This window comes from Verrucosispora sp. NA02020 (assembly GCF_013364215.1).
Lineage (GTDB): Bacteria > Actinomycetota > Actinomycetes > Mycobacteriales > Micromonosporaceae > Micromonospora.
This window is the reverse complement of record NZ_CP054923.1, coordinates 6,615,564-6,628,642: the sequence shown is the minus strand read 5'-3', so window position 1 is coordinate 6,628,642 and position 13,079 is coordinate 6,615,564. Positions and strand designations below refer to the sequence as shown.

Annotated in this window: 15 protein-coding genes; 9 read left to right on the top strand and 6 right to left on the bottom strand. The window is 73.1% G+C overall.

The genetic code is table 11. The features are described 5' to 3' along the window. Positions 1-121: 121 nt before the first annotated feature. Complete coding sequence (locus HUT12_RS29635) at positions 122-925, bottom strand: alpha/beta fold hydrolase (RefSeq protein ID WP_176095348.1); 804 nt, start codon at positions 923-925, stop codon at positions 122-124. Positions 926-1,071: 146 nt separating this feature from the next. Here HUT12_RS29635 and HUT12_RS29630 point away from each other — a divergent pair, with 146 nt between their 5' ends. From HUT12_RS29630 to HUT12_RS29595, 7 genes are all read left to right on the top strand, one after another. Then, positions 1,072-1,707, top strand: a complete 636-nt coding sequence (locus HUT12_RS29630) for a helix-turn-helix domain-containing protein (protein WP_176095347.1) — start codon at positions 1,072-1,074, stop codon at positions 1,705-1,707. Next, positions 1,704-2,465, top strand: coding sequence for a hypothetical protein (locus HUT12_RS29625; RefSeq protein ID WP_176095346.1), 762 nt, complete (start codon positions 1,704-1,706; stop codon positions 2,463-2,465). The genes HUT12_RS29630 and HUT12_RS29625 overlap by 4 nt, the downstream gene beginning before the upstream one ends. 82 nt (positions 2,466-2,547) lie before the next feature. Then, a complete protein-coding gene (locus tag HUT12_RS29620; protein ID WP_176095345.1) occupies positions 2,548-2,862 on the top strand; it encodes a DUF2516 family protein in 315 nt (104 codons plus the stop codon). Continuing rightward, positions 2,859-3,746 (top strand): alpha/beta fold hydrolase, encoded by an 888-nt coding sequence (locus HUT12_RS29615; protein ID WP_131051526.1) that lies wholly within the window; start codon positions 2,859-2,861, stop codon positions 3,744-3,746. The genes HUT12_RS29620 and HUT12_RS29615 overlap by 4 nt, the downstream gene beginning before the upstream one ends. A gap of 226 nt (positions 3,747-3,972) precedes the next feature. Beyond that, complete coding sequence (locus HUT12_RS29605; RefSeq protein WP_117229133.1) at positions 3,973-4,191, top strand: hypothetical protein; 219 nt, start codon at positions 3,973-3,975, stop codon at positions 4,189-4,191. Positions 4,192-4,344: 153 nt separating this feature from the next. Next, positions 4,345-5,925: a DEAD/DEAH box helicase gene (locus HUT12_RS29600; protein WP_176095344.1), complete on the top strand. Its 1,581-nt coding sequence runs from the start codon at positions 4,345-4,347 to the stop codon at positions 5,923-5,925. A 113-nt stretch (positions 5,926-6,038) separates the two neighbouring features. Next, positions 6,039-6,953 carry an SDR family oxidoreductase gene (locus tag HUT12_RS29595; RefSeq protein ID WP_176095343.1) on the top strand — a complete coding sequence of 305 codons (915 nt, stop codon included), beginning with the start codon at positions 6,039-6,041 and terminating at the stop codon, positions 6,951-6,953. 39 nt (positions 6,954-6,992) lie between these two features. Here HUT12_RS29595 and HUT12_RS29590 read toward each other — a convergent pair whose 3' ends face one another. From HUT12_RS29590 to HUT12_RS29570, 5 genes are read right to left on the bottom strand one after another with little or no spacing between them, the layout of a single operon-like run. Then, positions 6,993-8,003, bottom strand: a complete 1,011-nt coding sequence (locus HUT12_RS29590) for a YafY family protein (protein ID WP_176095342.1) — start codon at positions 8,001-8,003, stop codon at positions 6,993-6,995. 3 nt (positions 8,004-8,006) lie between these two features. After that, positions 8,007-8,657 carry a response regulator transcription factor gene (locus HUT12_RS29585; protein WP_176095341.1) on the bottom strand — a complete coding sequence of 217 codons (651 nt, stop codon included), beginning with the start codon at positions 8,655-8,657 and terminating at the stop codon, positions 8,007-8,009. Then, positions 8,654-9,910: a sensor histidine kinase gene (locus tag HUT12_RS29580; RefSeq protein ID WP_176095340.1), complete on the bottom strand. Its 1,257-nt coding sequence runs from the start codon at positions 9,908-9,910 to the stop codon at positions 8,654-8,656. The genes HUT12_RS29585 and HUT12_RS29580 overlap by 4 nt, the downstream gene beginning before the upstream one ends. 11 nt (positions 9,911-9,921) lie before the next feature. After that, complete coding sequence (locus HUT12_RS29575) at positions 9,922-10,656, bottom strand: ABC transporter permease (RefSeq protein ID WP_176095339.1); 735 nt, start codon at positions 10,654-10,656, stop codon at positions 9,922-9,924. A 10-nt stretch (positions 10,657-10,666) separates the two neighbouring features. Further along, positions 10,667-11,575, bottom strand: coding sequence for an ABC transporter ATP-binding protein (locus HUT12_RS29570; protein WP_176095338.1), 909 nt, complete (start codon positions 11,573-11,575; stop codon positions 10,667-10,669). A gap of 153 nt (positions 11,576-11,728) precedes the next feature. Between HUT12_RS29570 and HUT12_RS29565 the strand changes: the two genes are divergently transcribed. Further along, a complete protein-coding gene (locus tag HUT12_RS29565; protein WP_176095337.1) occupies positions 11,729-12,520 on the top strand; it encodes an EI24 domain-containing protein in 792 nt (263 codons plus the stop codon). Between the two features lie 2 nt (positions 12,521-12,522). After that, positions 12,523-13,038: an O-acetyl-ADP-ribose deacetylase gene (locus HUT12_RS29560; RefSeq protein WP_131051546.1), complete on the top strand. Its 516-nt coding sequence runs from the start codon at positions 12,523-12,525 to the stop codon at positions 13,036-13,038. The last annotated feature ends 41 nt before the right edge of the window (positions 13,039-13,079 follow it).

Here is a 13,079-nt window from a genome sequence, read left to right as displayed (position 1 = left end):
CCCGGCAACGGCCGTCGACCGCTGCCGGGTGGATGTGGGGTGGATGTGTGGGGTGGATGTTAGGAGGGGACCCGTGCTCTACCGCAGGCGTTAGCAGGGGGCCCTTCCTTACACCAAACCCTTACGGCGAAGGCAGGAAGTCGAGCAGGGCGGCGTTGACCGGGGTCGGCCGCTCCAGGGGCAGCAGGTGGGCGGCGTCCGGGACGTCGGGCAGCCGGACCGCGTGTGGGGCCTCCGCCGCGATGCGGTCGGCCAGATGCCGGATGTCGGGTACGTCCGCCGCGCCCGCCATGACCAGTACGGGCATGGTCAGCTCGCCGAGTCTCCCGGTGGCCGGCGGATCCAGTTCGGCGATGTCCACCGCGCTGAGCGCCAGTTCGGCCGCGAGTGCGCGTTCGTCCATGGCGGTGGCGAACGCCAGCAGGTGCGGGTCGACGTCCGACGGGTCCCGTTCCGGGCCCACCACCCAGAACCGCACCTCACCGGCGGCGGTGGCGGCGAAGTCCTCCGGGTCCACCTCGCCGACCAGGTTCTCCCACAGGTCGTTCGTCTGCTCGGACCACTCGTGGCCGGAGACGGCGGTGCCGAGCAGGGCGAGTGCGCTGACCCGTGCCGGGTATGCCAGTGCGGTGTCGATCGCCACCGCGCCGCCGAACGAGCAGCCGACCAGGGCGGCCCGGGGCAGGTCGAGCGCGTCGAGCAGGCCGGCCACGTCGTGGTGGTGGGCGAAGGCGGTGCCCGGCAACTCGGACTCGCCGTAGCCACGCAGGTCGACGGCGATCACCCGGTGCCGGACGGCGAGCGCGTCGAGTTGCGCGTGCCACATCCGGCGGTCCGCGATGCCGGCGTGCAGCAGGACGACCGGTGATCCGGAGCCCGTCTCGTCGTACGCCAACCGTGCGCCGTTCACTTCGATCTTGGTCACGGCGAGACGGTACGACCGGCCGCGCGTGGGCGCAAACCTGCACGCGGCGGGACGGTGCGACCGGTGGTCACCTGCCCGTTGAGACCTTGCTAACTCGGGCTAGCGTTTTGCTTGCAGCAGCTAGCAGGGCCGGTTAGCGTGGGGTCATGGCCACTTCCAAGGACCTTCCCGACGTCGGCGGGTTCATACGTGACCTGCGGCGGAACGCGAAGATCTCGCTGCGGCAGCTCGCCGAGCAGGCCGGGGTCAGCAACCCCTACCTGAGCCAGATAGAGCGGGGTCTGCGCCGCCCGAGCGCCGAGGTGCTCCAGCAGCTCGCGAGCGCCCTGCGGGTCTCCACCCCGGCGATGTACCTGCGCGCCGGGCTCCTCGACGACAAGGAGGGCCAGGGCGTGCTGGCGGCCATCGCGGTCGACCAGGACCTGACCATGGCCCAGAAGCAGTCCCTGACCCAGATCTACGAGACGTTCCGCCGGGAGAACGCCCGGCTCGCCGATGCCACCGCCGAGGCGGACGCCGCACGGGAGGGCACCGCCGACACCGACGTGTCCACCGGGCCGAACGCCGCGAACGACGGTCCCGACCTCACCTCGCCCGATCTGGCGAACCTGGCCGCCACCGGCCCCACCACCGCCGAGGGCTCGCCGACCGAGGCCGTCCTCGAATCGGTCGCCGTGACGGAGGCCGGTCAGGCCCCCGCGCCGACCCGCACCCCAGCCAAGAAGACCGCCCGCACGGTCGTCAGCAAGGCCGCCGACGCGGCTCAGGAGGAGACGTCATGACCCAGCCGAAGACCGACCGCATTCCCGCCCCGCTCTACGCCGCCGCCGGTGCCGGCGACCTCGCCCTGAAGCAGTTGCGCCGACTGCCGACGGTGGTCGGCGAGCTGCGTGACCGGGTTGCCACCGACGGTGGCCGGGTCGTGAGCGACCTCGGCGGCAAGGCTGTCGTCGCCGGGTTCGAGCTGCGGCAGAAGGCCAACGACGCGCTGCGCAACGCCAACCAGACCGCCGAGTCGCTGCGGCAGAAGGCCACTCCGGTCGCCGACCTCCACCGGCTGCGCGAGGTCGCCGACCCGGCGAAGCTGCGCGAGGCCGCCGACGTGCAGAAGCTGCGTGAGGCCACCGACCTCGACCGGCTGCGCGAGCTGGCGACCCGCAACGCCGCCGTGGTCGTCGCCGGTGCCCACGCCGCCCAGGAGCGGGCGCTGGCCGCGTACGGCGCGTTGGTCGCGCACGGTGAGCGGGTTGTCGGTGCGGGCGTGGTGGAGGCCGCCGAGACGGTGAACGCCGACATCGACGCCACCGAGGCCACGGTGGAGCCCACCGCGATCACGCCGGACGCCGCGCCGGTGACGCGGCGCAAGAAGGCCGAGGTGCCCAGCCCGGCCGAGGTCGCCGAGATCGTGGAGGCCAAGCCGGCCGTCGCCAAGAAGGCCACCCGGGCCAAGGCGGGCACCGGACAGCCGGCCGCCAAGCGGACCACGCCGTCGGCGAAGCTGCCCCGGGCCACGAAGCGGACCCGCCCCGCCGCCGAGTGACGACGACAGACGCATAGACCACCGCGACCCCGGTCACCGTCCTGTCGGACGGAACCGGGGTCGCCAGCATAAGCTTGCCGTCATGGCCAACGCCGCGCCGATCTTCGTCTTCGACGTCCGCAACGTGATCGAATTGATCCTGTTCGTGTTCGCACTGGTCGTGCAGGGGGTGGCACTCGTGCACTCCGTCACCCAGCGCTCCGACGCCTTCCCCGCCATCGGCACCCTGCCGAAGGGCGGGTGGATCGCGATCCTGGCGGTCACCACCCTGCTGACCCTGCTGACCCGCAGCACGCTGAGCATCTTCGGGCTGATCGGTGTCGCCGCCGCCCTCATCTACCTGCTCGACGTGCGCGTCGGCCTGCGTGAACTGGGCAACGGTAGAGGATCCTGGTGAGGGCCTTCCGCTGGCCACCACCACCGGACGGCGGACCACGCACCTGCGGGCCGGGGCCCGGCGCACCGCGTACCGGTCGCCCGCCGCTGCCGGACCCGGAGACCGAACTGCTCGACACCCCGCACGGCGTACGCCTGGAGCGGCTGGTCACCGGCGTCGGTGACCCGGTGACCGTGTTCGCGCACGGGTTCGGCAGCGGCATCGCCACCACCCGCCCGTTCGGCAGCGGGGTGAACGGGCGCAAGGTCTTCTTCCAGTTCCGTGGCCACGGTCGCTCGGACGCGCCGGACGGCCCGTGGAGCTATCTCGACCTCGCCCGTGACCTGCGCGCCGTCGCCGATCTCAGCGCGGCGACCCGCGCCCTCGGGGTCAGTCTCGGCGCGGGCGCGCTGTGCCGCCTGCTGGTGGAGAGCCCGGACCGCTTCGACCGGTTGGTCTTCTTCCTGCCCGCCGCGCTGGACCGGCCCCGTGGGCCGCTGGCCCACGCCCGGCTGACCGAGCTGCTCGCGGCGGTGGAGGTCGGGGACGCCTCGGCGGTGGCCGAGGTGGTCTCGGCCGAGATGCCGCCGGCCGTCCGCAACACTCCGGCCGGCTGGGCGTACCTGCGGCAGCGGCTGGACCACCTGCTCCGCGACGGACTCGCCGCCGGACTGGCCGACCTGCCGGGGCAGGTGCCGGTGCCGGACGCCACGGCGCTGGCGGCGGTGACCACACCGGCCCTGGTGATCGCCGCCGAGGGCGACGACCTGCACCCGGTGGAGGTGGCCGAGGAAATCGCCGCCGTGCTGCCGAATGCCACCCTGCACCGGTACGCCCGCCCCGGCGTGCTGTGGACGGACCGCGCCGATCTGCGCGGACGGATCTCCGAGTTCCTGAACGGGTGACCTGGGGGCCCGAAGGCCCCACGTGGCGTCGATGGCACAGATCGGCCAGGTTCGGGTGGTCATGGTCGAGAGCGAGGGCCGGGCCAGCCGCCGGGTCCGCATCCTCCTCGCCGACTAGCCGTTAGCCGGTGCACGCTGGGCCGACTCGGCATCCTTTACCCGATCGTCGCGACAGGTTACAAGATCATCTCATCTTTCGCGGCGATTTCTGCTGTACGGTCTGTGGGTGAGAACCGAGCGTCACTGGTGGAACGGCGACCGCACCGTGCGTGGTCGTCGCGACGTGTTCATCCGCACCGACGGCGAGTCGTGGGAGGTCGAGGCCCGGGCCGGCGGCGGCGCCGGCGGGTCGAAGATCATTCCCTGTCCGGGCCTACGGTCGGCGGAAATCCTGGCCGGAGCGTGGATGGACGGCCAGCGCAAGTGGCAGGACGTCGCGACCTGAGCAGATCGTGCTCCCACACGTCGACGGGCGGCAGGGGGTAGACTGACCGTGCGGCCCTGTCCTGGCGGGCCGGTTCGATGTCCCAGGCCACGCGCCGCGGCCAACTAGCGGTCAGCGCCGGGCGGGGATCTTTCTTCGACGTTCGGAGCATTCATGGCGGCACGCCGCCCACAGCAGCAGAACACCTCCTCGACCACTTCGACCTTCGCCGACCTCGGCGTGCCCGAGGCGCTCACCCGCGTCCTCGCCGTCACCGGGGTGGACCGGCCCTTCCCGATCCAGGCGGCGACGCTGCCCGACGCGATCGCCGGGCGCGACGTGCTCGGCCGTGGCCGCACCGGTTCGGGCAAGACCTACGCCTTCGTGCTGGCGGTGCTGACCCGTCTGGCGGCCACTCCCGCGCCCCGTCGGGCCGGGCGTCCCCGGGCGCTGATCCTCGCGCCCACCCGTGAGCTGGCCTCCCAGATCGACGCCGTGATGGCGCCGCTGGCGCAGGCCCTGTCGCTGCGCACGATGACCGTCTTCGGCGGCGTGGCCGCCGGCCCGCAGATTAAGGGGCTGCGTGCCGGGGTCGACGTCGTGGTGGCCTGTCCGGGCCGCCTCGCCGACCACGTCGACTCGGGCCACGCACACCTGGACGCGGTCGAGATCACCGTGCTCGACGAGGCCGACCACATGGCCGACCTCGGCTTCCTGCCCACCGTGCGACGGTTGATGGACCAGACCCCACGCGACGGTCAGCGCCTGCTCTTCTCCGCCACTCTGGACGCCGGTGTGGACGTGCTCGTCCGCCGGTTCCTCACCGACCCGATCACGCACAGTGTCGACTCGGCGCAGTCCCCGGTCACCGCGATGACGCACCACGTGCTGCACGTGCTCGCCGACGAGCGGTTCGCCGTGCTGGTGGACCTGGTCGCCACGCCGGGGCGCAGCGTGGTGTTCACCCGGACCAAGCGGGGAGCCAAGACGCTCACCCGTCGACTGGTCGCCGCCGGGGTGAAGTCCGTGGAGCTGCACGGCAACCTGGCCCAGGGGGCGCGGGCCCGCAATCTCCAGGCGTTCTCCGACGGTGAGGTGCAGACGCTCGTCGCCACCGACATCGCCGCCCGGGGCATCCACATCGACGACGTGGCGCTCGTGGTGCACGCCGACCCGCCCGCCGAGCACAAGGCATACCTGCACCGGTCGGGGCGTACCGCCCGGGCGGGCGCTGCCGGCACCGTCGTCACGTTGATGACCGACCAGCAGGCGTCCGAGGTGCGGGAGCTGACCCGCAAGGCGGGCATCCGGGCGACCACCACCCGGCTGCGTCCGGGTGACGCGCTGTTGCGCGAGATCGCCCCGGGGGAGCGGACGCTGGTCGCCCTGCCGGTGGAGTCCGCCGAGTCGGCACGCGAGCCACGGTCGAACCGGGGCGGCCGTCGCGGCGGCACGTCGGCACCGGCCAAGAGCGGTGGGGCCCGATCCCAGACGGCACAGCCCGGCACCGGCCGGTCCCATGGCAGCCAGGCGGGCACCGGGCGGTCCCGTGGCGCGCAGACCAGCCTGGGCCGGTCCCCGGAAACCCAGACCGGTGCGGGCCGGGCCCAGGGGGCGCAGACCGGTTCCGGTCGTTCCCAGGGCGGGCGGTCGCAGTCGGCCCGAGCCGGTGCGGCCCCGGTCGGCGGGACACGCACCGGAGCGGCGGCCTTCTCCGCCCGTGCCCGGCCCGGCGGACGCCGCCGGCAGGGCTGACGGCAGGACCGTTGACGGCGGCACCGCCAGGTCCGGCTCGTCGCGAAGAACCGGCGGGATGTGGTCGGCAAAGCTGACGTCGGTTGTCAGGTATCCCTGGCAACGTGACCGTCATGACGACATCGTTGACGGGAAAGGTGGCGCTGGTCGCCGGGGCCACCCGGGGAGCCGGCCGGCAGATCGCGGTGCAACTCGGCGCGGCCGGCGCCACCGTGTACGCCACCGGGCGCAGCAGCCGGGCGGCGCGCTCCGAGCTGAACCGGCCGGAGACCATCGAGGAGACCGCCGAGCTGGTGACCGCCGCCGGGGGCACCGGGATCGCGGTCCGGACCGATCATCTGGTACCGGACGAGGTGCGGGCCCTGGTCGAGCGGATCGACGCCGAGCAGGGCCGACTCGACGTGCTGGTCAACGACGTGTGGGGCGCCGACCCGCTGATCACCTGGGAGAAGCCGGTCTGGGAGCAGCCGCTCGACGCCGGTTTCCGGACGCTGCGGCTGGCGGTGGAGACCCACGTGGTCACCAGCCACTTCGCGTTGGCGCTGCTGACCCGCAGCCCGGGTGGGCTGGTCGTGGAGATCGGCGACGGCACGAAGGCGTACAACGACGACAACTACCGGTTGTCGGTCTTCTACGACCTGGCCAAGACCTCGGTCAACCGGCTCGCCTTCATCTGGGCGCACGAGCTGAAGGAGTACGGCGGCACGGCCGTCGCGCTCAGCCCGGGGTGGCTGCGGTCGGAGGCGATGCTGGAGCACTTCGGCGTCACCGAGGAGAACTGGCGCGACGGTGCCGCCACCGACCCGCACTTCCTCATCTCCGAGACACCCGCCTTCGTCGGCCGGGCGGTCGCCGCACTCGCCACCGACTCCGACCGGCACCGCTGGAACGGCCGGTCCGTCTCCGCCGGTGAGCTGGCCCAGGTGTACGGCTTCACCGACGTCGACGGCAGCCAGCCGGACGCCTTCCGATACATCAGCGAGGTGGTCGACGCCGGCCGTCCCGCCGACGTCACCGGCTACCGCTGACCGTCCACCGCCGACCGGCCGTGCGCGCCGGTCGGCGGCTCACGGCCCGCTGTCTCCATCGGTGGGCGACTGACGGCCTGTGGCGTAGAGGGCGACCGTCCGGGCCGCCGCCTCGGCCAGTCGGGCCCGCAACTCGGGCGGGTCGCAGACCTCCACCTCCGGCCCGAGCCCGAGCAGTTGGGCGTAGGCCACGTCGACGGACTCGACGGGCAGCCGGATCGTCGACCAGCCCTGGTCGTCGGGTCCGTCGGCGGCGGCGACCGCCTCGTCGTACCCGAAGGGGGCGTCGACCAGGTGCCGGAGCACGCGCAGACCGACCGGGCTCAGCCGGAGCGTCACCTCGGCCCGCAGCATGCTCCGCAGGAACGCCGCCGCCTGGCGCTGCCAGTACGCCGCCAGGTCGAAGTCCGGTTCCCGGTCGAAGGTCTCCTCGTCCGCCGCGACGGCGGTGACCCGGTCCACCCGGTAGGTGCGGACGTCCGCACCGACCCGGCCGACGAGATACCAGGTCCCGCTCTTGAGCACGAGGCCGTACGGGCAGATCCGGCGGGTCACCTCGTGCTCCCCACGCCGGTAGCGCAGCGTCACCACACGGTCCCGCCAGACCGCTCCGGCCAGCTCGGTCAGCCACGTCGGCGGTGCGGTCCGGTGGTGGTACCAGCCCGGCACGTCCAGGTGGAACCGCTGTCCGGTGCGGGCCGGGGCGTCGCGCAGGCTCGGTGGCAGCGCGGCGAGCACCTTGAGTTCCGCCGCCGCCACCGCGTCGGCGAGTCCCATCTCACCGGCCGGGCCGGGCAGTCCGGCCAGGAAGAGGGCCTCAGCCTCGTCCCGGGTCATCCCGGTCAACCGGGTCCGGTAGCCGCCGAGCAGCCGGTAGCCGCCCGTCGGCCCCCGGTCGGCATAGACCGGCACCCCGGCGGCGGAGAGCGCCACCACGTCCCGGTAGACGGTGCGTTCGGATACCTCCAGCTCACGGGCCAGCTCCGCCGCCGTCATCACCTCCCGGGCCTGCAACAACAGCAGCAACGAGATCAGGCGGGCGGCGCGCACCGGTCACCGCCCGCCGGGGGTGAGCAGGCCCCGGTCGTACGCGGTGGCCACCGCCGCCGCCCGGTCGTTGACGCCGAGCTTGGCGTACACGTGCAGCAGGTGCGTCTTGACGGTGGCCTCGCTGATGAACAGCCGGGCGGCGGCCTCGCGGTTCGACGAACCTCGGGCCACCAGCGTGAGTACGTCGAGTTCCCGCTGGCTCAGCGGCTCCTCGGCCGGGGTACGCGGCGACCGCAGCCGCCCCATCAACCGTCCGGCGACGCTGGGGGAGAGCACCGACTCGCCCCGGGCGGCGGCGCGTACCGCCCGGACCAGTTCCTCCCGGGGTGCGTCCTTGAGCAGGTAGCCGGTGGCACCCGCCTCGATCGCCGGCAGCACGTCGGCGTCGGTGTCGTAGGTGGTCAGCACCAGCACCTTCGCCGGGCTTCCGGAGGCGGCCAGCCGCCTGATCGCGGTCACCCCGTCCATGCCCGGCATCCGCAGGTCCATCAGCACCACGTCCGGCCGCAGCGCCTCGGCCAGGGCGAGCGCCTCGGCGCCGTCCGCCGCCTCGCCGAGCACCTCGAAGCCGGGGTCGCCGGTGAACATGCCCCGCAGCCCGTCCCGCACCACCGGGTGGTCGTCGACGATGAGCAGGCGTACCGGGCCGGTCATGCGGCGGCTCCGGGCAGAGCCGGCACGGACGCGGAGACAGCGGTGCCGGTTCCGGGTTCGGACTCGACGGCGAGCCGCCCGCCGACCCGCGTCACCCGTTGCCGCATCGCGGTCAGGCCGTAGCCGCCGTCCCGGTCCGGTACGGCGCCACCGTCGACGTCGAACCCCGACCCGTCGTCGCGGACGTCCAACGTCACTACGTCCGACATGTACGACAGGGTGAGCCCGACCCGGGACGCGGCGGCGTGCCGGGCCACGTTCGCCAGCGCCTCCTGGGCGGCCCGGAGCAGCGTCACCTCGATCTCCGGATGCAGCGGGCGGGGCGTACCGGTGGTGCTGACGCTGGCCGCCACCCCGTGCCGGGCCGACCAGCGCCCACCCAGCTCGGCGAGTACGTCGGGCAGCCGGGCGGTCTCCAGCGGCTCCGGGCGCACCGCCCGCACCGACCGGCGCGCCTCGGTCAGACTCTCCCGTGCCAGGTCCAGCGCGTTGTCCACGTGCCGCTGCCAGTCGGTGGAGCGGTCCCGGGACTGCTCGGCCGCCTCCAACTGGGTGATGATGCCGGTCAGCCCCTGGGCCAGGGTGTCGTGGATCTCCCGGGCCATCCGCTGGCGTTCGTCCCGCACACCGGCCTCCCGCGCCTGCGTGACGAGCTGCGCGTGCAGCCCCTCGTTCTCCCGTACGGTCTCGGCGAGCTGTTCGTTGGCCGAGGTCAGCTCCGCCACCAGCCGCTTGCGCTTCTCGCCCTCCCGTTCGGCCACGAAGGCGAACCAGCTCACGCCCCCGGCGACCACCAGGTTGAACAGCACCATCACCAGCCAGACCAACCAGTGCGAGGCGAGCACCGGCAGCCCGCCGCTCTGCGACGTGCCGAGCAGCGCGGCGGTGACGACCACCCCGGCCATCGGCCAGCGGCCCGGCAGGACGAACGCGTACACGAAGCCGACCCAGGCGAAGAAGCCGTACCACGGGCTGGCGATCACCAGCGTGGTGGCGAACCCCAGCAGCCCCACGTAGAAGAAGGTCATCGGGCCGCGTCGCTCGTACCAGTGCGGGTGCAGGGTGACGAACCAGGCGATCCAGCAGGCGGCGGCTGTGACGACGGGCAGGATGATCGTGAGCGGGAGACTGTGCGGGGTCGGTGCGAGAACGGTCAGCAGGGTGCCCACGGCGAGCCCGCCGAAGGGCAGCATCCGGTAGAGCCGCTCCTGCCAGACCTCCGGCCGATGCCCGGTCTCGCTGCTGCTGGTCATCCGGCCCCCGCTCACTGCCAGCGGAACAGTTTCGCCGCGACGGTGCCGGCCGTCAGGGCGATCGTCGCCATTATCCCCAGGTGCAGCGGGTCCGGTGCGGTGCCGGTCCAGGCGTCCAGCAGGGCCTGCACGCCGGGCGGCAGATAGGCACCGAGGTCGGCCAGCACGTCGGGCAGCAGGAAGCGGGGCAGGTAGACCCCGCCGAAGAACATCACCACCATGAACAGCGGCACCGACATCGCCTGCGCCGACCGGCCGGAGCCGGCCACCGCCGCGATCACCAGGCCCAACGCCAGCAGGGCCGCCGTACCCAGGACCAGGGCGGCGGCGAACCCCACCGGATGCTGCGGCAACGGTGAACCGAACGCGAACCGGGCGACCAGGGCGAGCAGCACCGCGCTGGTCAGGATCCCGGCGAGGGCGAGGACGAGCTGGGCGACCAGCAGCGCCGCCGGGCTGGCCGGGGTGGTCGCCAACCGCCGCAGGATGCCGCGCTCGCGATAGGTGGCCAGCACCGACGGGAGTACGTTCACCCCGACCATCGCCACCGAGGCGACCAGCAGCGACGGAGTGAAGTACGTGAGGAAGGACTGCCCACCGAGGTTCGGGTCCGGTTCGCGGAACGACGGGACCAGCCCGAGCACCGTCAGGATCCCGGTGGGCAGCAGGACGGTGAGCAGGAGAGTCGGGAGGTCCCGCAGATAGAGCCTGGTCTCGGTCCTGAGGATCTGGCCGAAGGCATGCATGGTCGTCCCTTCAGTCGGTGAGCCGGTGCCCGGTCAGCTCGACGAACGCGTCGTCGAGCGTCGCCTGCTCCAGCCGCAGGTCGGCGGCGGTGATCCGGTGGCGGGCGAGTATCGAGGTGACCGCGTGCAGCAGGTCGCCGGTGCCGCTGACCACCACCTGCGTGCCGGTCCGCGTCACGGCGCTGACCTGCGGGAGGTCGGTGAGCAGCCGGTCGTCCAGCGGCGCCGAGGGCCGGAACCGTACCCGCTGCTCCGGTGCCACCGTCGCGACCAGCCCGGCCGGCGTGTCCAGCGCCGCCACCCGGCCCCGGTCGATCACCGCCACCCGGTCGCAGAGCCGTTCGGCCTCCGCCATGAAATGGGTGACCAGCACGATCGTCACGCCCCGGTCGCGTACCCGCTCGATCAGGCCCCAGGTGTCCCGCCGCGCCTGCGGGTCCAGGCCGGTGGTCAGCTCGTCGAGGATGGCGATCCGGGGCCTGCCGACCAGGGCCAGCGCGATCGACAGCCGCTGCTTCTGCCCGCCGGAGAGCTTCGCGTACGGGGTGTGCCGCTTCTCGCCGAGGCCGAGTTCGTCGATCAGCCGGGCCGGGTCGTCCGGCTCGCGGTAGAACGCCGCGTACAACTCCAGCGCCTCCGTGACCCGCAACCGGTCCGGCAGTTGGCTCTCCTGGAGTTGCACCCCGACCTGCTGGCGCAGCCGGGCCCCGTCCCGGCGGGGGTCGAGCCCGAGGACCGACACCCCGCCCCCGTCAGGGACGCGCAGCCCGGCGACGCACTCCACCGTGGTGCTCTTGCCGGCGCCGTTCGGCCCGAGTACGCCGAAGATCTCCCCGGCCGCCACGGTGAAGGAGACGTCCGCCACCGCCACCGTCTCGCCGTACCGCTTGTGCAGACTGGTCACCTCGATGACCGACATGCCGCCTCCCGCCGCCGTGTTCGCGTACCCCTCAAGCGTCGTGGCGGCGGCCCGGCGGCGGATCGACCAACGGGCGATGCTCGGCGACGGCCCCGGTTGATCCCGGCGATCCGTCAACTGGTTGATGTGGCGGCGGTGACTAGGCTCTGCGACGTGAACGCATCCGCGATCCCCGGCGCCGCCGTGGGCAGCGCCCGCCGGTTCGTCGGCGGCGCCACGCTGCTGCTGCGCGGTCTCGCCCTGTACGTCCGCAGCCCCGGCCTGATGCTGCTCGGCATCGTGCCCGCGCTGATCTCCGGGACGATCTTCCTCGCCGTGTACGCCACGCTGGTGTACTTCGTCGGCGACCTGGCCCGATTCGTGACGCCGTTCGCCGACGACTGGGCGACGACCGGACGCAACGCGGTCCGGGTGATCGCCGGCCTGGCGATCCTCGGCCTCGGCGGCCTGCTCACGGTGCTCACCTTCACGGCGGTCACGCTGGTCATCGGCGACCCGTTCTACGAGAAGATCTCCGAGCGGGTGGAGCAGCGGTACGGCGGCACCCCCGACGCGGTCGAGGTGCCGTTCTGGTCGTCGCTGCGGCGCAGCGTCGCCGACTCGCTCCGGCTGGTGGCGCTGGCCGTCCTGGTCGGCATCCCGCTGTTCGCCGCCGGGTTCATCCCGCTGCTCGGCCAGACCGTCGTACCTGTGGTCGGCGCGGCGGTCGGCGGCTGGCTGCTCGCCGTGGAGCTGGTCGGCGCGCCCTTCTATCGTCGGGGCAAGGGGCTGCGGGACCGTCGGGCCGTGCTGAAGGCGGACCGCCCCACCGCGCTCGGCTTCGGCGTGGCCGTCTTCGTCTGCTTCCTGATCCCGCTCGGTGCCGTCCTGCTGATGCCGGCGGCGGTCGCCGGTGCGGCCCTGCTGGCCCGCCGCTCGCTCGGCCAACCCATCACGGAGGCGTGACGGTGGACGTCACGCTGGTCGAGGGGGACATCACCGCCGAGCGGGTGGACGCGATCGTCAACGCCGCCAACTCGTCGCTGCTCGGCGGCGGGGGAGTCGACGGCGCAATCCACCGCCGGGGCGGACCGGCCATCCTCGCCGAGTGCCGTGCGTTGCGCGCGTCCCGGTACGGCCGGGGCCTGCCGACCGGGCAGGCCGTGGCCACCACCGCCGGTGACCTGCCGGCCCGCTGGGTGGTGCACACCGTCGGCCCGGTGTGGACGGACACCGAGGACCGCTCGCCGCTGCTGCGCGCCTGCTACGCCAACAGCCTGGCGGTCGCCGACGACCTGGGCGCGACCACCGTCGCCTTCCCGCTGATCTCCGCCGGGATCTACGGCTGGCCGGTCGACGACGCGGTCCGCCAGGCACTCTCGGTGCTGCGCGCGGCCAGCCCGACGACGATCACCGAGGCCCGACTGGTGCTGTTCGGTGCGGACACGTTGGCTGTCGCCGAGCGCGTCCAGGCGACCGGCTGACGCCTGCCGGCAGGGGCGGGACGGCCATGCCGCCCCGCCCC